Origin of the sequence: Paenibacillus sp. FSL K6-1217 (assembly GCF_045040735.1) — a bacterium.
Classification (GTDB): domain Bacteria; phylum Bacillota; class Bacilli; order Paenibacillales; family Paenibacillaceae; genus Paenibacillus_AQ.
The window spans coordinates 1,751,896-1,770,446 of record NZ_CP150271.1 but is presented as its reverse complement, the minus strand read 5'-3'; the positions used below and the strand labels follow the sequence as shown (position 1 = coordinate 1,770,446).

Annotated in this window: 20 protein-coding genes; 14 read left to right on the top strand and 6 right to left on the bottom strand. The window is 53.2% G+C overall.

Translation table 11 applies throughout. From position 1 onward, the window contains the following. Window positions 1–48: 48 nt before the first annotated feature. The gene (locus MHH28_RS07620) at window positions 49–732 is read left to right on the top strand and encodes a 3D domain-containing protein (protein WP_405113590.1); all 684 of its coding nucleotides are present in this window, start codon (window positions 49–51) and stop codon (window positions 730–732) included. A gap of 210 nt (window positions 733–942) precedes the next feature. Here the strand turns inward: MHH28_RS07620 and MHH28_RS07615 are convergent, their stop codons facing one another. Further along, the gene (locus MHH28_RS07615; protein WP_405113588.1) at window positions 943–1,845 is read right to left on the bottom strand and encodes a polysaccharide deacetylase family protein; all 903 of its coding nucleotides are present in this window, start codon (window positions 1,843–1,845) and stop codon (window positions 943–945) included. Window positions 1,846–2,019: 174 nt separating this feature from the next. Here MHH28_RS07615 and MHH28_RS07610 point away from each other — a divergent pair, with 174 nt between their 5' ends. From MHH28_RS07610 to glp, 8 genes are all read left to right on the top strand, one after another. Then, a complete protein-coding gene (locus MHH28_RS07610) occupies window positions 2,020–3,060 on the top strand; it encodes an NADH:flavin oxidoreductase/NADH oxidase (RefSeq protein WP_405113586.1) in 1,041 nt (346 codons plus the stop codon). A gap of 86 nt (window positions 3,061–3,146) precedes the next feature. Further along, a complete protein-coding gene (locus MHH28_RS07605) occupies window positions 3,147–3,851 on the top strand; it encodes a dihydroorotate dehydrogenase electron transfer subunit (RefSeq protein WP_405113584.1) in 705 nt (234 codons plus the stop codon). Further along, window positions 3,844–4,776: a dihydroorotate dehydrogenase gene (locus tag MHH28_RS07600; RefSeq protein ID WP_405113582.1), complete on the top strand. Its 933-nt coding sequence runs from the start codon at window positions 3,844–3,846 to the stop codon at window positions 4,774–4,776. The genes MHH28_RS07605 and MHH28_RS07600 overlap by 8 nt, the downstream gene beginning before the upstream one ends. 94 nt (window positions 4,777–4,870) lie before the next feature. Next, a complete protein-coding gene (locus MHH28_RS07595; protein ID WP_405116921.1) occupies window positions 4,871–5,215 on the top strand; it encodes a hypothetical protein in 345 nt (114 codons plus the stop codon). 70 nt (window positions 5,216–5,285) lie between these two features. Next, window positions 5,286–5,954: a PspA/IM30 family protein gene (locus MHH28_RS07590; protein ID WP_405113580.1), complete on the top strand. Its 669-nt coding sequence runs from the start codon at window positions 5,286–5,288 to the stop codon at window positions 5,952–5,954. A 126-nt stretch (window positions 5,955–6,080) separates the two neighbouring features. Next, window positions 6,081–6,491: a DUF350 domain-containing protein gene (locus MHH28_RS07585; RefSeq protein ID WP_405113578.1), complete on the top strand. Its 411-nt coding sequence runs from the start codon at window positions 6,081–6,083 to the stop codon at window positions 6,489–6,491. Window positions 6,492–6,532: 41 nt separating this feature from the next. After that, window positions 6,533–7,039, top strand: a complete 507-nt coding sequence (locus MHH28_RS07580; protein WP_405113576.1) for a DUF4178 domain-containing protein — start codon at window positions 6,533–6,535, stop codon at window positions 7,037–7,039. A gap of 181 nt (window positions 7,040–7,220) precedes the next feature. Further along, a complete protein-coding gene (gene glp, locus MHH28_RS07575) occupies window positions 7,221–8,537 on the top strand; it encodes a gephyrin-like molybdotransferase Glp (protein ID WP_405113574.1) in 1,317 nt (438 codons plus the stop codon). An 871-nt stretch (window positions 8,538–9,408) separates the two neighbouring features. Here glp and map read toward each other — a convergent pair. From map to xerS, 4 genes are all read right to left on the bottom strand, one after another. After that, window positions 9,409–10,158 carry a type I methionyl aminopeptidase gene (gene map, locus MHH28_RS07570; RefSeq protein ID WP_405113572.1) on the bottom strand — a complete coding sequence of 250 codons (750 nt, stop codon included), beginning with the start codon at window positions 10,156–10,158 and terminating at the stop codon, window positions 9,409–9,411. A 58-nt stretch (window positions 10,159–10,216) separates the two neighbouring features. Further along, the gene (locus tag MHH28_RS07565; RefSeq protein WP_405113570.1) at window positions 10,217–10,843 is read right to left on the bottom strand and encodes a TetR/AcrR family transcriptional regulator; all 627 of its coding nucleotides are present in this window, start codon (window positions 10,841–10,843) and stop codon (window positions 10,217–10,219) included. A 229-nt stretch (window positions 10,844–11,072) separates the two neighbouring features. Continuing rightward, on the bottom strand, window positions 11,073–11,921 hold the full coding sequence (locus MHH28_RS07560; protein ID WP_405116918.1) for a pentapeptide repeat-containing protein: 849 nt from the start codon (window positions 11,919–11,921) through the stop codon (window positions 11,073–11,075). Between the two features lie 66 nt (window positions 11,922–11,987). Beyond that, window positions 11,988–13,082 (bottom strand): tyrosine recombinase XerS, encoded by a 1,095-nt coding sequence (gene xerS / locus MHH28_RS07555; RefSeq protein WP_405116915.1) that lies wholly within the window; start codon window positions 13,080–13,082, stop codon window positions 11,988–11,990. A 166-nt stretch (window positions 13,083–13,248) separates the two neighbouring features. On the opposite strand from xerS, the gene MHH28_RS07550 reads away from it, so the two are divergent. The 5 genes from MHH28_RS07550 (at window position 13,249) to MHH28_RS07530 (ending at window position 17,106) form a co-directional block, all read left to right on the top strand. Next, window positions 13,249–13,758 carry a GNAT family N-acetyltransferase gene (locus tag MHH28_RS07550; RefSeq protein ID WP_405113568.1) on the top strand — a complete coding sequence of 170 codons (510 nt, stop codon included), beginning with the start codon at window positions 13,249–13,251 and terminating at the stop codon, window positions 13,756–13,758. An 80-nt stretch (window positions 13,759–13,838) separates the two neighbouring features. Then, window positions 13,839–14,864, top strand: coding sequence for a hypothetical protein (locus tag MHH28_RS07545; protein ID WP_405113566.1), 1,026 nt, complete (start codon window positions 13,839–13,841; stop codon window positions 14,862–14,864). A 208-nt stretch (window positions 14,865–15,072) separates the two neighbouring features. Then, window positions 15,073–15,717 carry a TetR/AcrR family transcriptional regulator gene (locus tag MHH28_RS07540; RefSeq protein ID WP_405113564.1) on the top strand — a complete coding sequence of 215 codons (645 nt, stop codon included), beginning with the start codon at window positions 15,073–15,075 and terminating at the stop codon, window positions 15,715–15,717. Beyond that, window positions 15,707–16,606 carry a hypothetical protein gene (locus tag MHH28_RS07535; RefSeq protein WP_405113561.1) on the top strand — a complete coding sequence of 300 codons (900 nt, stop codon included), beginning with the start codon at window positions 15,707–15,709 and terminating at the stop codon, window positions 16,604–16,606. The genes MHH28_RS07540 and MHH28_RS07535 overlap by 11 nt, the downstream gene beginning before the upstream one ends. Window positions 16,607–16,617: 11 nt before the next feature. Next, window positions 16,618–17,106 carry a flavodoxin domain-containing protein gene (locus tag MHH28_RS07530; protein ID WP_405113559.1) on the top strand — a complete coding sequence of 163 codons (489 nt, stop codon included), beginning with the start codon at window positions 16,618–16,620 and terminating at the stop codon, window positions 17,104–17,106. Between the two features lie 433 nt (window positions 17,107–17,539). Here the strand turns inward: MHH28_RS07530 and MHH28_RS07525 are convergent, their stop codons facing one another. Beyond that, window positions 17,540–18,487, bottom strand: coding sequence for a Gfo/Idh/MocA family protein (locus MHH28_RS07525; protein WP_405113557.1), 948 nt, complete (start codon window positions 18,485–18,487; stop codon window positions 17,540–17,542). Window positions 18,488–18,551: the final 64 nt, after the last annotated feature.

Sequence of the window (18,551 nt, the reverse complement as noted above, 5' to 3'; positions counted from 1 at the left end):
TTACTGTTAGTTAACAAACCGCGCGTCACCAATTGAAGGAGGCTATTCATGAAATTCAAGATCAGAGCCATCACAACCCTGGCGGCTGTACTGGGACTCGGCACCTTGCTTCACGCAGCTCCCGTTCAAGCCGACAGCGTACATATCGCAGGCGAGGCTACAACTTATTATACGCTATCCAATCACTATGGGCTAAGTGTAGATGAGCTTATGAATGCAAATCCGCAGATTTCTGCGCTTAATATCTATCCCGGACTGAAATTCACGATTCCCGGCAATGTTCAAGCCAAGAGTGTCGCAGTAGCCAATACTACAGCAGCATCGGTAGAAGCTGTAGCGGATGCGGAAGCTCCAGCCTTAAGTGTACAGCCAGCCGCGAATACCGTTCAAGCCTGGGGCAAGGAATTCAATTATGCCAAAGTGCTGCAGGTCAAAGCATCGGCCTACTCCTCGGCAGCCAGTGAGAATGGCAAATGGGGGGCAGTTGATTATTTCGGCAACGCACTTAAGCTGGGAACCATCGCCGTTGACCCGAGCGTAATTCCGCTGGGTACGAAAGTACTCGTCACCGGTTATACCCATCCTGGCCTTCCGAAGCAGGCCTTCGTAGCGACCGCCACGGATATGGGTAGTGCGATCAAGGGCAACCGGATCGATATCTTTATTCCGGGCAGCCAGAGCTTTGTAGCTGATTTCGGCTATCAGTATGTACATTTATATATTATTGAATAAACGAATCATGAACATTTGCACCACACGGGGCGTAACTCGTTCCAATGAAAAGGAAACAAAACTGGCTGCTTCCGCCGGTTTTGTTTCCTTTTTTAATATAAGAATTTATATGTTTCACGCTATATATTATCCTTCTATTTCTCGCTGAAACGGTACCGTCCTTTAAAAGGACGGCAAAGCCGTTTCCACTTATTCCAGTGTATTCAGCGGCTATTTGCTCTTGCTGACCTGGAGCATCTGGGGGACCGTCACGAAGCTGTACCCGCGCCCCCGCAGCGTGCTGATGATCTCGGGAAGCGCCTGCAGCGTTCCCTGAAGGTTGCTGCCTCTGCCCCCGCCCCCATGCTGGAGGATAATGGCCCCTCTGCCGGCCCGGGAGAGGATATTGTGCTTCACCTGGGCTTTGGACAGGCCTCTCCAGTCGAGGGAGTCGACATTCCAGTTCACCAGCTTGTAGCCATGGGATTTCGCCCATTTGAGCTGCGGCTCGTTGATATCGCCGTAAGGCGGGCGGATCAGCTTCGGCTTGTATCCGGCAAGCAGCTGCAGAATATTCTCCGTCCGGATAATCTGGATTCGGAACTGATTCATACTCAGCTTGCTGAACTGAGGATGATTGTAGGAGTGGTTGCCGATGGCATGGCCTTCGCGGATCATCCGTGCCACCAGGGCGGGGTGTTTTTCTGCACGGCTGCCGACCACGAAGAACGTGGCTTTGACTTTATATTTGCGCAGCACATCCAGCAGCTGCGGGGTGAAGCGCGGATCAGGCACATCATCGAAGGTCAGGGCGACCGTTTTGCGGCGGGGACCCTGGGTCTTGATCGTCTCCGGGTATTTGCGCAGCAATTGGCTGAGGGACAGGCCTTTGCTTTTTTTACTGCGCCTTGCGGAAGACCGGGAGGCCGCAGATCCTGCCGGCACTGCAGTTTCATCTTCTATAGAAGCTTGTGGCCGGGCAGGGAGCAGGCTCTCTTGTTCCGGCACTGGCATAGGCATTCCTGCTGGGGCAGCGGAGGCAGACACAAGCTCTGCAGCCCGTACAGGGGCGGGCAGGGCCAGGGCAATGACGGATATAAGCAGCACAATGCGGCGGATTGTTGCCATTTTCATCGGAACGATGCCTCCTCCAACCACGGGTCCGGTTAGTTTAGAATATAAGGGTTGTTATTTCCAAGCAGCCGTGAATTTATGCCGTACCGTCCGCAGAGTATTCAAAGATTTATCACTTCCCCAAATCGTTGTATACTGAGATGGATCATAGATACGGGAAGGATGGAGACAAGTATGGCTGATTTGTTTACACCTTATGAACTTAAGGCTCTAACCCTGAAGAACCGCGTGGTTATGCCGCCGATGTGCCAGTATGCGGTTGAGAAGCAGGACGGTATTCCAACGGATTGGCATCATGTGCATTATGTCAGCCGTGCGGTCGGCGGAACTGGCTTCATTATTGTAGAGATGAGCGGGGTTCATCCGGACGGACGGATCTCGAATCAGGACACCGGGATCTGGGACGATGGACAGATTCCGGCGTACAAGCGGTTGACGGAGGCCGTTCATGCCTATGGAGCGAAGATAGCGATTCAGCTCGGTCATGCCGGTCGCAAAGCTGTCGATGCCGCCCCGCCGGTTGCTCCTTCAGCGATTCCGTTCGACGGCAACTATGCAATGCCTAAGGCGCTTAGCCGTGAAGAGATCGCCGGGCTGATCACCGCCTACCGGGAAGCGGCGCGCCGTGCAGTCGAAGCGGGATTCGATACTGTAGAGCTGCATGGAGCGCACGGCTATCTCATTCATCAGTTCCATTCTCCGCTCTCCAATGTCAGGGACGATGAGTATGGCCAAGATCCCATCCTGTTCGGGGAACAGGTGGTGGAAGCTGTACGTGAGGTGCTGCCGGCGGAGATGCCGCTGATCATGCGGGTCTCCGCCAAGGAATATGTGGAAGGCGGTTATGACGAAGCCTATGCACTGGAGTTCTGCCGCCGCTACAAGGAGGCAGGTGTAGATCTGTTCCATGTATCCTCGGGCGGGGAGGGGCCGGCCGTGTCCAATGGCGGACCAGGTCCAGGACCGGCTTATCAGGTGGGGCTTGCCGAATACATACGCAGCGGATTGCAGGTCCCTGTTATCGCAGTAGGGCGTCTGGAGTCGTATGAGGAAGCGCAGGCGGTCATTACAGAAGCGAAGGCTGAACTGGTGGCAATAGGCAGAGGCATGCTCAGTGATCCGTACTGGGTACTTCACGCTGCCGAGGCACTGGGCGGAATCAATCCGTCCGATCTGCCCAAGCCTTATGAGCGCGGCATCTGGAACAAGAAATAGAGGGATGTGTTTGTGAACAATGTCACAGATTTTAAGTTCCTTCTCAGGCATGGTTAATAAGATTAAATTTGAAGGAGCTTGATAACGTGGCGACGGTGATTAGTAATGAGCGGCTGGCTGAAGGAGTATACCACCTGGTAGTTGAAGGGGGGAACGGCGGGGGGATGGGTCAGTTCTACATGCTGCGGGCATGGGGAGCCTATCCGCTGCTGTCCAGACCGCTTAGCATACATCAGGTGAATGAGCACGGTGTTGAATTCTTGTATCACGTAGTTGGCGAGGGCACGGAGATCCTTGCCGGACTGAATCCGGGCGGTCAGCTGGAGCTGGAAGGACCGTTCGGAACCGGCTTCCCGCAGGTGGAAGGCAAAGTTGCGCTAGTTGGCGGGGGGATCGGAATTGCTCCGCTGTATTATTGTGCGCAGCAGCTTCCAGGGAGCGATATCTATCTGGGCTTCAGCCGCGAGCCCTTCCGTACAGAAGCCTTCCGTCCTCTGGCTGCCGGGCTGACCGTCGATGTAGGCGGTTTGATTCTGGACAGCGTAGACTTCCCGGCATATGACCATATCTTTGTCTGCGGTCCGCATCCGATGCTGAAGGCCGCACAGCTTAAGGGAACCGCTGCGGATTCCGCGGGCAAGCGTCCTGACGTCTATCTGTCACTGGAGAACCGGATGGCCTGCGGAATTGGCGCCTGTCTGGTCTGCAGCGTCTCCTGCAAGGACGGGCAGCGCAAAGCCTGCGCAGACGGTCCTGTCTTCCTGGCTGAGGAGGTATTATTCCATGATTAATACAACGGCAACGATCGCGGGTGTTTCCTTCAAGAACCCGATTATAATGGCCTCCGGCACGTTCGGCTTCGGCCATGAGTACGGCCGGTTATATGATGTGTCCTTGCTTGGCGGAATCTCCGGCAAGGGGCTTACGCTTCATGCCAAACCCGGCAATCCCGGAGTCCGCGTATATGAGACGGCTTCCGGCATGCTGAACAGCGTAGGGCTTGAGAATCCGGGAGTGGAGGCCTTTCTGGCCAGGGAGCTGCCGTATTGGGAGACGCTGGATACCGCCCGCATCGTGAATCTGGGCGGCAATACGCTGCCGGATTACGTGCTGGGCGCCGAGCTGATCCAGCGGGACGCGGATGCCCGTCTCCTGGCCGGGAAGCCGGCCGTGGATATGATTGAGCTGAACATCTCCTGCCCGAACGTGAAGGAGGGCGGGATCGCTTTTGGCGTGAAGACTCCGGCGGCCCGGGAAGTGGTCCGTGCGGTACGTGCCGCTACTAGTCTGCCGCTGGCCGTGAAGCTGTCGCCGAATGCCGAGGATATTGCGGAGATGGCCGTGATGTGCGAAGCGGAGGGTGCGGACGCCGTCTCCCTGATCAACACCATCTCGGGGATGAAGATTGATGTCCGCCGCCGCCGCAGTGTGTTCAATAACCTCTATGCGGGGTTGTCCGGACCTGCGGTTAAGCCGGTGGCTCTGCGTATGGTGCATCAGGTATCCCGCAGGGTAACCATTCCGGTGGTCGGCATGGGCGGCATCACTTCTGCAACAGATATTATTGAATTTATTATGGCAGGAGCGACTGTAATACAGGTTGGCACCTATAACTTCATGAACTTGCGGGCGGGCAGCACGCTGGTCGAAGAATTGCAGCAGTTTATGAAGGAAGAGAATATTTCCTCACTGGATGAGATCCGTGGTATTGTATAGGCAGCAAGCCGTTCTACAATGAACTTTTTGCCGCAGAATGAGAGATCTGCACAGCCCATGGTTAATATAAGAGGAGGGGGTGTCCTGCTTGACAATGAATCCGGTGCATCCTGACGATATTGTGCTGTCCGAGACAGAGGTGGGCCGTGATCTGCTGCTGCTGATTACCGGCGGAGTGCGCCATATCGGTGCGGCAAGCACGGCGTATATGGACGGGGACACCGCGCGGGCTATGACCTCTGCCGTTCCTCATCATAAGGAGCACACGATCAGTGAAGCCGTTGCGCTGAAGGCTGCTGCCGCGCTGAACCGGACGGTAACGGTTGTGATGGGCATTCACTATGACGATCTGAGCAAAGAGGGCATCCTTGCGGTCGTGAATATTGTGAATGATAAGGTGGAGCAATATTTATTACAGAAGGCTGAAGCAAATTTTTGAAACGATACTCTTCTGCCTGCGTAATAGATACCAATAAGCAACTAACAATTTAATTTTGGAGGAATGAACCATGTCTATATTTAAAAGATTGCGTGATCTGACCATGTCCAATGTGAATGCGATTATCGATAAAGCGGAAGATCCGGTCAAAATGACGGACCAGTACATTCGTGACATGACGGAGGATCTGGAGGATGCCGAGAAAGCAGTAGCTGCCCAGATCGCCATTGAGAAGAAATTCAAACAATTGTACGAAGAGCAGGAAGCGCTCGTGAACAAGCGCAATCAGCAGGCTCATGCAGCCGCTCAGGCCGGTAACGCTGATCTGGCCCGCCGTGCGCTCGAAGAGAAGAAATCGGCAGAAGCCAAGCTTGTGGAGTACAAAGCCAGCTTCGACCAGAACAAGGCTTCCGCCGACAACCTGCGCGGCAAGCTGGAAGAAATGCGCAAGCAGCTTACCCAGATGAAGAACAAGCGGGAGACACTCGTGGCCCGTTACAACGCTGCGAAGGCGCAGACCGAAATCAACAAAGCAATGAGCGGCTTCAGCTCCGACTCCGCTTCTGCCGGACTCAAACGGATGGAAGACAAGATGCTGCAAGCCGAAGCACAGGCCGAAGCCAGCAACGAGATGAGCTCGGGCAACAAATCACTGGATGATGAGTTCGAGAAGCTGGGCAAAGACCAGGCGGTTGAAGATGAGCTGGCTGCGCTGATGAAGCAATACGAGAAACAATAACATATAGGCATAAGCCGGACTTCAGGCGATTGTCCACAGGCGAAGGGGAGACAGAACCAGCGGTTTCTCCTTCGCTTTATGTTTGTCTTACCTGTTAGGAAATATGAACAAGCGGGGGCTGGAGTAATGGATTTCGATACCCTGGTGTCCATGGTAGTATGGACGGTCAGCGGCGCAGTACTGCTGTGTGTGCTGATGCTCGTGGATTCGCTGTTTACCCGTTATAATGATATGGAAGAGCTGAAGGCAGGGAATATGGCCGTGACTACCCGGCTGGTCATGAAGCTGCTGGCACAAGGCTATATTTTATCAGCATCCATCGCTGCGGCGAACCGGCTCGGGACCGCTCTTATCGTCTCTGTTGTCTCTTTTATTCTGTTGTTTGTGCTGGAGAAGGCGGTAGAGCAGCTGTTAAGCCGGTGGGGGAACCTGGAACTCGATCATGGCACCCAGCTGGGGAAGGTCGGCTACGGTCTGATGGCAGGCTCGCTGCATGTGACGGGAGCATTGATTATTGCAGCATTTATTCGCGGATAAGAAGAAGGATATGTTAACCATTCTGTAGGAGGATGATGGCTTTGGGTCTTTGGAAAAGAATCGGCAATCTGTTCTCGAAGCCGGAGGCGCCTAAGGTGCCCGCAAGCATGCTGACCCTGTCACCCGGAGATATCTGTGAGGTCTCCCTGGTAACCTATGAAGTGACAGGCCGGACGAAGACCAGCGGCCGTAATGCAGTCGTACTGACACTGCGCGACGGGAGCCGGATCGCCTATCTGTATATAGAAGAACGGGAAGAGCTGCAATACAGATTGTATCATCCGATCGATGGGCGTCTGGACAGTCCTTCCGAGGTTCCGGCTACGCTTGAGCTGGATGACCGTACCTTTTATCTGGAGGAAGAATATGAAGGATATGCCGCCGTTACCGGGCAGACCCCTTATATGAACGGCGGGGAGCAGCATGTCTGGCAATACCAGTCGGATGACTCACGGCTGTTGCGCGTGGAATGGCAGAACGGACGGTTCATGCTCTATGAGGGTGAAAATGTTCTTTCGGCTGATGTGAGAGTGATCCGTGCGTCTTAAGCTGAACTGGAGCAGGGAGCTGCGCTGCTGAGAGCTGAATAGAACCGGGATAGAACTAAGGGATGCATGCGCTTGATTCAAGCCTGTGCATCCCTTTTGGCGTGCCTTCATGTTAGAATAGGGCATAATCAGCACAATGTGCGGCAATCCGCCGGATGTAGCAGAAGGAGTGAATTGAGGAGTGACTAACCGAGAGAACGTTAACAAGGAATACAACCAGGACAATAACAGGGAATATAGCAATGATAAATATCAGCGCTCAGCGCTTCAGGTTGCAGATGCTCAAAACAGGCTGAAGCCATTTGCTGCGCTGCTTGCGCAGGAAGCTGTACCTCTGCACCTCAGCAGCGGGCGTTATCTGGCACAGTCTGTCGCTGCACCGCATCCCTTTCCGGCATTTGACCGCTCAAGCATGGACGGCTTCGCTGTCATAGCGGCCGATACTTTAGCGGCGGGAGAGCATCATACGGTATGGCTTGAGGTCGTGGATGTCATTCCCTGCGGCACTGTAGCTTCACAAGAGATTACGTCAGGAACCGCTGCGCGCATCATGACGGGAGCGCAGATTCCGGAAGGTGCAGACACCGTGATCATGATGGAGGCTACGGAGAGCCGGATGAAGGACGGAGTCACTTATGTCGGCATCCGCAAGCCGCAAGAGCAGGGCGAGCACATTACCCCTTGCGGGCTGGAGCTTAGAACAGGAGAGCCGGTGCTTCCTGAAGGGACGCTAATCGGCGCTGGTGAAATTGCTGTGCTGGCAGCGCTCGGTGTGCCTGAGGTCCCTGTCCGCCGCAGACCCAAGGTGGCGGTCTTCGCTACGGGAACCGAGCTGCTGGAGGTGGACGAGCCGTTAGTCCCGGGCAAAATCCGCAACAGCAACTCTCCCATGCTGGGGGCGCTTATCCGGGAGGCGGGCGGAGAGCCCGTGATGCTGGGGGCGATCATCGATGATCTGGAGCTGGCCAGGAATAAGGTGCAGATGGCGCTGGAGAGCTATGATCTGGTGATTACCACCGGCGGTGTATCCGTTGGGGATTACGATATTATGGGGGATTTGATCCGCGAGCAGAGCGGAGAGATGTTGTTCAATAAAATAGCAATGCGCCCCGGCAGCGTCACCACAGCGGCCGTTCGCGGCGGGAGCATCCTGCTCGCCTTATCCGGCAATCCCGGTGCCTGCTTCGTGGGATTTCAGCTGTTTGCCCGCCCTGTTATCGGGCTGATGCAGGGCGCGGCGCAGCCGTATTTGCCGGAGTGGACAGCGGTGCTGGGTGAGAATTATAAGCGGCAGAACAGCTTCACCCGCTATGTCCGCGCCCGTCTGGAGATCCGCGAAGCAGTGCTCTATGCTTATCCGGCCGCCGTCGATGAGTCATCCGTCACGGTCACGATCAAAGACAGCGACTGCCTGATCGTCATCCCGCCGGACAGCGGACAATTAACTGCCGGGGACAAGGTAACTGTTCTGAAGCTGCCGGGTGAGATCAGAGGGTGAATTTTGACTAAATGAATTGGGGAGCATCCGAACTTAAGAGGTGAGTTTAGTTAGAAGTGAGATGCGACAATGGAAGAACGGAAGGGCGGATGGGCGGATGGACGGACGGATGCATGAACGGATAAATGGAAAAATGACTGGACCACGTTCGCTTGAGGCGGACTTTCAGTGATAGATGTATTCTGTACAATTAAAAACAGTAAAAAGCAAGGATTTCTTGATCTAATTGTAGTCTGTACAACTAAATTTGCCCGTATAGGCCAGAATCGAGGAAACTGGTTAGTTTAAATGCACGAAATACAACTAAACGGATCATCGGCGCAAAATCAGAAGATTTAGTTGTACAAACTGCACTTAAGCATCGCCTGAATCTAAATGGGGGCGCGGCAAATCCTTTGCATTTCTAGTGGCGACTGCCAGCAAACCGGCAAGTCAAAGAACTAACCAATTAAACTTTTATTATTAAATTTCATTATATGAAAAATTCACAATAGAATAACAACTCAATAACTCAACAACAGGAATGGATGAGCTCAGAACTCAAATAGGGATTGAAGAAGTGAGAGCTGGTAACCAACAATTAACCAACCATATTAGTTAAATTCCGAAATTTCAACATATGAAAAATTCATAATAGTAAGTTCAAAAACTAACCTCAAAACACTAACCAGCAGCCAACGAGCAATATCACCCAATCGCTCGACAGCATCCAGTGCCGTAACCACAAAACCCGGTCACAAGGGTGACAAACAAAAAAACCCTCCCGTTCTCTAATAGGGGACAGTCCCTAGACAGAAACGGGAGGGTTTTTTAGGGTTTGTATGAGCACATCAATATCTAGCCTATGTGTGTCAACGTTCTACCACAATAATTACTGGGCCGTTAAAATCAGCGGTCCATCTGCGGTGATGGCAATGGTATGCTCATATTGCGCGGACAGCTTGCCGTCAGCGGTTCTCGCTGTCCATTCATCATCGTCTATGGTGATCTGGTACGTGCCTTCGTTAATCATAGGCTCAATGGTAAATACCATGCCTTCCTTGAGGCGGATGCCTTTGCCTGCGGTGCCGATATGGACGTAGCTTGGCTCCTCATGCAGGCTTCGTCCGATGCCGTGTGCCAGCAGATCGCGTACGACCGAATACCCGTGTGCTTCGGCATGCTGCTGAATAGCCGATGTGATGTCACCCAGCCGTCCTCCCGGAACAGCCCGGGCGATTCCCAGGTCGAGGCATTCCTTCGTAACCTGCATTAATCGCTGCGCCTCCGGCCTGATCTCACCCACAGCGTAGCTCATGCACGAATCTCCGAACCAACCTCCGTATTGCGCAACAATGTCCAGCTTCAGCAAGTCACCTTCCTTCACGACCCGTTTGCTGGATGGAATCCCGTGAGCAACCACATCATTAATAGATATGCAGGTCTCGGCAGGGAATCCGTTGTAGCCTTTGGTGAACTGCTTGCCGCCGAGCTTGGTGATATGTTTGGCCACAAAATCATTAATTTCAAGCGTAGTGATTCCAGGTAGAATGTTTTTGGACACCTCGCGGTAGCAATCGGCAACAATTTGGCTGGCTTGCTTCATCTCTTCAATTTCCCTGGGGGATTTAAGAATAATCATTATGTGTGATTCGCTCCTTATTTCTTCTGGAATATTGGCCTATTATAATTTCAGCTGTTTATAATTTCAGAATCTTGACGATCTCTGGTGCATCTTCATCCAGCTGTCCTCGGCGGAGGGAGAGCGCGGCGCAGCCCACCAAGGCGGCTAACAGCATCTCCGTATGCTGCAATCCATGCTGCGCATCGCCTGCTGTTCCGCCGGGTAACGCCGAGCCCGCTGTAAGTCCGGTGCCGAGCAACGTGGACAACGGGGTAAGGACCTCCCGCCGGAACTCGGCGATAAGCGGAGCAGAGCGGGCAGCGGGCAGGGAAGGGAAGCCCTCACCAGCCTGCTTACACAGCAGATATACAGCGTGATCATCCGCCCATAGCCGTAAGAGCCGCACCCCGGCGGCAGAACCCTCCAGCGGAATTTTTAACGGTGGCTTAGGCTGTACCATCGGCGAGGATTTCAGCCATTCCACGGCCCGGTCCAGTGCATCCCATAGCAGGTCGTGCAGCAAATCAGCCTTGTTGCTGTAATAATGATAGACCGTACCATAACCGAGACCAGCCGCCGCAGCCACATCTCGGATTTCCAATAAAGGACCTTTATTCAGGAATACATCTGCCGCCGCTTGCCGGATCTGTACCAGCCGCCGCAGCCGTATTTCTTCGTTCTGTTCCTTCGTGCGGGGAGTCATCTTATCCGTTCACCTCATTTATTTTAGACCTGCTGTCATGTCAATATAAAACAATGGCGGGCAAATGGCAAGGGGAAAACGTTAATCCACCCTCTGAACATCACAAACAAACCGGATAGAACATCATCCGGTTTGTTGTACAAATATAAGAATTTATATGTTTCACATCTTCTATTTCTCGCTGAAACGGTACCGTCCTTTAAAAGGACCGCACAGCCGTTTCCACGTGTCAACACCAATGATCCGGATGCCTTAAGGATTCCGGCAGCTTGGTGGCGGGGCTGCCCACGGCGGCTTGCAGCTGCGCCTGAGTCAGGAAGAGACTGCCCCGCAGATCGGCTCCGCTTAGATTGGTGTCGCGGAAGTCCGCGCCAATCAGATCAGCGTACCGCAGGTCGGCCCCGCTGAGATCCGCAGCAATCAGATACGCGCCACGCAAGCTGAGGCAGCGGAGGTCGGCTCCGCGCAGTCTGGCGCCAATCAGATCCGCGCCCCGGCCATAGCTCTTCTGGCGCTTCGGAGCCGGGGAGAGCTGCTTGAGGGCAGCGGTGCGCGCGAGCTCACTTGCACGCAGCAGCAGCTCGTTGACTTCAGCCCGGTGCAGGTGTACTTCGAGCTGAAGCAGCTTGTCCGGGCTGAGCAGGGTGAGGGCCTGCGTCTGCTCCAGCATTGTCATCAGTGACCCGTGCAGGGCTTCGGCCCCGCGCAGCGTCAATGCCTCATGCAGATACCACAGCAGCTCATGGAGCTGACGCATGACGGGAAGCACCTCGAACATCTGTCCTGCAGTCTCGGGAGCCTGACGCCAGTCGCGTCCGCCGTAGGTCAGGTTGGAGATCTTCTGCCCGGCGCCGAAGCAGTCATATACGGTACAGCCCCGGAAGCCGCGTTCTCTTAGCTCCGTATGAATACCGCAGAGGAAATCCTCCCGCAGATTGGGGCAGGGCTGTCCGGCAGGCTTGTCTATGGCGAAGTCCGAGGAGGCAGAGAAATGAAGCGCCGCGCAGCACAGCCCGAAGCAGTTCAGGCAATCCGATTGCAGCTCCGGCAGTCCGGGATTTGTATGGGATTCAGGCATGGAATGATTGTCTAACAAACGTACTCCTCCAAATATTAATGTGATTAATATAGCAGTCTATGCAGGTTACTGCGGCGGTTCATTGTCCATACGGCGTTCAATCGCTTCGGACATCGTTTTATCCGTGAGGTGGGCATAGATCTCGGTAGTCTCCGTAGAAGCATGGCCCAGTTGTTCCTTCGTCCGGTAGATATCGTTCTGGAGATAATAGTCGGTGGCAAAAGAGTGCCGCAGCTTATGCACCGTCAGATAAGGCTTGCCAAACCGTTTGGCGTATTTAATGATCATCTCCTGGATCGCCCGTTTGGTCATCCGTTTACCTTCCTTGCTGCCGTTGGGCAGGGCAATGAAGAGGGCTTTTTCCCGTTTCGGCGTCTTATATCTGCTCTGGCGTAGGCTTAGGTACAAGCTGAGATCATCCTTAGACTGTTCCCGGAAATAGACCGGGGTCTTGAAGGTCTCGTCGTTATGACCCTTGCGGAAGACATAGAGCAGCTTGTTATTGACATCCAGATCATCCACGTTCAGGTTGACCACCTCGGAGACGCGCAGGCCGGAATTGAGGATCAGACTGGCAATACAGGCATCCCGTTCACGGTTAAGCTGCCAGGAATAATAAGCCTGCTTATTGGCTTCCACATCTGTGCCATATCCTTCATAAATGTAGCCCACGAACTCCAGCAGCTCCTCGTCCTCCAGAATTTTACCTTTGAGCTTGGCGGCGGTATCCTTCGGCTTGTGAATCCGCTTGATCTCGACCTTGGCCATAATGTTACGCTTAAGCAGCGGGTAGAAATTCTCGTCCTCGGCAATCTGGCTCAGGTAATGGAACAGCGAGCGCAGCGCAGACAGCTTACGGGATACGGTCACCCGCGAATTGGCATTCTCGGCCCGGGTGGTCAAGTGCAGACGGTAGCCGACAATGCTGTCCATATGCAGGGTCTCCAGCTCAAGCAGTTTGATATCAGCATTGCTGGCCGCTACAGAGAGACCTTCACCCCGCAGCCAGCCGAAAAAGGATTCATAGTCCCGAATGTACTCCAGCAGTGTGGAAGGGGACAGATCCGGCCGTTTATAGTCGATAAACTGCTGCACGAACCACGGCATCTGCGGCAGCCGCTGATCCAGGTTTGCCCGGTCGGTCGCTTTTTGAATACTGATGTGCTTCACCTTCTTTATAATTTCCCAGCGGGAGGGCTGTCTTTCTATCTTACCATGTTTCTGCTGTCCGTTGGTCTGGAAGTGGTGCGGAAATGGACAAGCCTTGCTCCTGAGGAGACAAAGTTATATGATGGGTAGTAAACGAAAACGGCAGAGGTGAACCTTGATGGAACTTGGAATTGAGTTGGTTCCTAAAGAGCAGAAGCAGATTATCAGCAGATTGATGCAGTTCTATTTGTATGACTTTACCCGCTATCTGGAGCTGCAAGTCGACCGTGAAGGATTGTTCCCGTCCTATCCAGGGCTGGAAGCTTACTGGAACAGCGGAAAAAACAAATTTGCCTACCTGTTCACAGTAGACGGCAATATCGCAGGCTTTGCCCTGATTGACCGTCTTCTTCGCGACCCGGAGGGCGAGTTCTATATGACGGAGTTTTTTGTGATGCAGCGCTATCGGCGCAGCGGCGTAGGAACCTGGGCGGCGCACCGGCTGTTCGATATGTTCCCAGGCAGCTGGAAGGTCTCGCAGATCCGTGCGAACACGCCTGCGCGGGATTTCTGGCACCGGGTTATCGGAACCTACACCGGCGGTGATTTCCAGGAGCGGTTCAACTCCCGCCAAGGCAATCCCAGCCAATACTTCAGCACATTAAATAGTAATAGGGTTAAGAAATAAGTCGCTCCATCCGCCGATTCTTGCCAGCCTTCAGCGCAACTTTAATCTACTGGAAGCGTCTGGTAAGTGAGGTGATGATTGTGTCCAAGCATAAAAGCTTATTGGGAGCAGGATGTATCGCTCTGGTGCTCGTGCTGAGCACAGGCTGCAGCGATGCAGCAAAACAGGATGCTTCTGGTGCCGGAAGCACAGCGGCAGCCGCGCAGCCGTCCGAAGCGGCTACAGTACCTGGAGACTCAACAGCTTCTCCTGCATCGGCGGTTCCCCAGCCAACTGCAACAGCAACCCCAGCACCCCAGTCGGCAACGCTGATTCCCGAGGTTCGGGACTATTCGGAGAGCGGGATAGACTATGTAGTGGATGGAGTCAAAATTCCGACCGCCTTCTCAGCGGATCAGAGATTGCCGCTCGGTGTGTTCCTCCCGGAATCCATGGTCCGCTACGAACAGGAGGGGAGAACCGCCTGGGGTACAGCGGACAAACGGAATTATATTACGTTCGTTAAACTTGGCCTGGCAGCGCGTGATGAGAATCTGGAACCCGGCATGGACCCGAAGCTGCTGAAGTACAAGGAGTATACCGGAAGCAAGCGGGAAGGTGACCAGCGCGTTGAAGTGTTTGTTTTCAAAGCCAAAGACGTTACTTACCAGGCAGAGATTCATATGCTGGAACAGCAAGCGGATGCATTGCTCCCGATTTTCATATCTATGGTCAGTAACGTTGAATCCTTTGTGAAGCCGCCCCCGATTAAGCCGGGAATATTCTTTAAGGCTCCTGATGTAGGGACAAGTCAGGGTAACAAGCAGGCGCTGCGGGAGACAATGGATTGTATTGAAGCGTGGTCCACGCGCGATCAGGAGAAGTTCGCAGCCACAATGATAACTCCGAAGCTTGAAGATGCACTGCAATTCCTGCTGGATGAGAAGAACAGCTACCAGTTCAATGAACTGACAATGGTAGGGATTCCAATTGAAGGAACCAAGCGGGCAGGTTTCTACATCAGCTTCACCCGCATGACTTCGGAGGGCTATATTAGGGATGGTACGTATGAAATTTCTTTGCTGAAGAACAAGCAGGGAGAATGGAAGATCGCCAATATTGATTAACTCTTAAGCTTGGGATTCCCTCGGGGAAGCTCAGGCTTTTTTGAAACCTTGGTTAAGAATAAGCATTAACAGAGGATTGATTGTTACAAATGTATCAATAGTCACACCATTACACGCTCCAGATGCATATAATTTTTGTTGAACAGTGTTCAAAGATAATACAGTGTTCAATGAACGGCCATCACACAAAAGGAGGTGTCTGATCGTCATGAGCAAGGAAGAGAGGAAAGCGCAGGAACGCGAAGCGATGCGGAATCTGATTCTGGCCACTGCCGGAGAATTAGTGAAGGAGAAGGGAATCCAGCAGCTGTCGATCCGAAAAATTGCCCAGCGGATGGATTACTCCGCGGGGAGTATTTATCACTATTTTGAGGGGAAGGAGGAAATTGTGGAGCAGCTTCTACAGCAGGGCTACGACGAATTCATGGTTGGGCTGGTCAACGGACCAGATCCCTTGCCGGCTGGAGAATCCGTGGAGGACCACTTAAGGCGCTCACTGGCCCAGTATATCCGAATGACCACTGCGGAAGGCTCCTCCTACCGGACGGTTATGCTGAACGACTCACCGGCTGTACTTAGCCACACGGCGGTATTGCACCAAGGCGCGGCACGGGAGCGCAACGCGATCCGAATGCTCTGCAGCAATCTGCGCCAGTTCAGAGGGATGGCCTCACGGAGTGAACGGGAAATAGAGCTGACGGCCCAAGTCATCTGGAGTGCGGCTTTCGGGCTGATTCTGAGACTGACCGTGGAGAAGCAGCTCCCTGAGGAGCAGAGGGAGGCGCTGATTGCCGGCCATATTGAAGCTATGGTGCATATCGCACGGGGTCAGGAGGGGCAGCATGAAGCATAGCAGAGCCATAAGCGTGTTAACTCTGATTGTTCTGGCTCTTAGCATTGTTGCGTCAGGCCTTGGGCTGTTCTCAGGCTATGGGGCTGGAAGCAGAGGGAGTCATTCCTACTATATATCCATCCGGGGAGAACAAGTGGAGCTGTACGGAAGCGGGATCTACAAGGATGATTCGGTATCCGCAGCAGCCCAGGCGATCGCCCAGGACGGTGTTACGCTATTCGCCGGCGTTCCTCTGCTGCTGATATCCTTGCTGTTGAGTCTCAGCGGACGAGTCAGAGGGCGGCTGCTGCTTGCCGGGACACTCGGATACTTCACTTATACGTACGCATCCTACTCTTTCCTGGCGATGTATAATCCTCTATTTCTGGTCTATGTCATGTTGTTCTCGGCGGGTTTGTTTGCGTTTATACTGGTTTTTCGCTCGCTGGAGCGGGACGGGATATCCTTCAGCTCGAAGCTCCCGGCCCGAAGCATCGGCTCTATTATCCTGCTGTTTGCCTTCCTGATTATCATGTTATGGCTTGGCCGGATTGCAGGCGCCTGGCAGCAGGGGATCACGCCTGAAGGGCTGGAGCATTATACCACGCTAGTAATTCAGGCCCTGGATTTAGGCGTTTTGCTTCCGCTCATGGTGGTTACAGGGGCAATGCTCATCCGCAGACAGCCATACGGCAATCTTCTTGCTTCGATTCTCCTGGTAAAAGCCGCAACTCTGCTGACCTCCATCAGCTCCATGATTATTGGAATGCTGAGAGCAGGAGTTCATGTGTCCATGGCCGAGTTGATCCTGTTTCCGCTGTTCAACCTGCTGGTCATCGGTTGTCTCATCCTTATCCTGCGCAACACTCAGGAATCCGGGCAGCCTGGAGGCCCATTATCTATAGAATAGAGGCTGATTCAATGAGTCATCGAAGTTTAATCGTAGTTGCAAGCAAATACGGATGTACCGAAAAGTCTGCATTCCTGCTGCAATCCAGACTCGGCGGGGCAGAGGTAGTGAATCTACGGTATGGCAAGGTGCCGGACCTGGCGGCTTATGACACTGTAATTCTGGGCGGTTCCATCTATTATGGCCGAATCCGCAAGGACATGGCCGTATTCACTGCCCAATACAAGCAGGAGCTGCTACGGAAACGCCTCGGGCTGTTCATCTGTGCGGGAATGACCGGGAAGAAGGGGGAGGAGGAGTTGAAGCAGGCTTATCCTGACATCATCTATAACAAAGCGATTGCCAAGGAAATCATAGGGGATGAGATCTACCCGGACCGGATATCTATCCTCGACAAATGCGTTCTGCGGATGGTCAAAGGCAAGGGCCCCAAGACTGGAGGCGGACTGTCCATGGATAAGCTGGAGCGCTTCGCGCAGACGATGTCAGCAGGTGAGTAGAGGGAGGCGGTAACCAAGTGCATCGGCAATGAAAAGTCGCATCAGTGTATTGAAGAGGTAATGCGTTAAAACAACGTAGTATAAAAATGACATAAAAATTATTATGTTAACTTGAACTTTAAAGTTAAGTTTATATTCAGCATGAATCGGCACTACTTCCAAATCCTTAATTAAAATATTTCAACATATGAAGAATTCACAATAGAAGAACCTAAAATACTTGCTCACCCTACGGCATCACTCCAACTCATACTTCTCCCGGACTTAACCACTTAACCAAGGAAAAAGAGCGGCACAATTCTACCTAAGCAGGGCTTCGCTGTCAACCGTCCGGGCGAGGATTTGTACAATAGCATGGATTTGGTATGGGGGATACCTGATAGCAGCTGGAAAAACAACACCAACTGTAGGCGAATGTGTGAAAAGATTCCCGTTACAACGGGGAGGCTCTAAGCTGATCTGTTATTTGGAAGGCTAGGTTCAGAGACTTCAGCGCTTGTCGCAGCGCCAGGCAGGAGTCCGTCCCGTCCCTGAGGCTCAGGAGGGCGTGACGCAGACTTTTGGCGTAGGCGTCATTCGGAATTAGCGGTATCGCCACTTGTCCCTCGGAAGTATACGCGGTAAGGCTGTCCTGGATCACTCCATTTGCACCACTGCACTCACGGAACTCCAGCTTCGCTTGCTCGAAATAGGCATCATACCCGATAGTAAAAGGATAACTCCCCGACATCTGCGAAGAAACGGTGAGCTGTACACTCCACTCGGGCTGCAGGAAGGAGGCCAGGACCAGTGCCTGTCCATCCTTGTCCCCGGAGGTTCCCCAGACCGCAGAAGGTACCGGCGAATCCATCAGCCAGGCGATGAAATCCAGCTCATGAATCATCAGATTGAAAGCGATGGCCGAGAGGCCCAGATCTCCCCAGAGCGGAGCAGTCTCCCGGCGCATATTCAGATGCAGCAGCTTGCCATAGGTCTCCTCACGAACTGCCTGTTCCAGATATTCGTAGGCATAATCGAATTTGATGAATTGATTGACGAGAACTCTGCGCCCGGTCCGCTGTTCCGCTTGAAGCAGTCTCTGTCCATCTTCCAGCCCCAGCACCGCCGGGGTCTCGCAGAATACATCTTTTCCTTGGGTAAGGGCTTCTAGCGCATAGGTGGCGTGAAGCGCAGACGGCAGACAGATATCCACTACGTCAATTGCGGGATCGGACAGAATATCCTGAGCATTCATCGTGATCTCTACTCCCAGCTCATCCTTGAGCTTCAGTAGCTTGGCTTCATTCCTCCCGAAGACCACAATCCGTTCCACAAACTTCATTTGCTTCAAAAGAGAGGCGTGATATGCCCCGAACCCTGTTCCCAGTATGCCGACATTCATTTACAACAGCTCCTTGAATTTGATACATTCATCATAACGTGTCATTGTTGACAACAGTATGGCA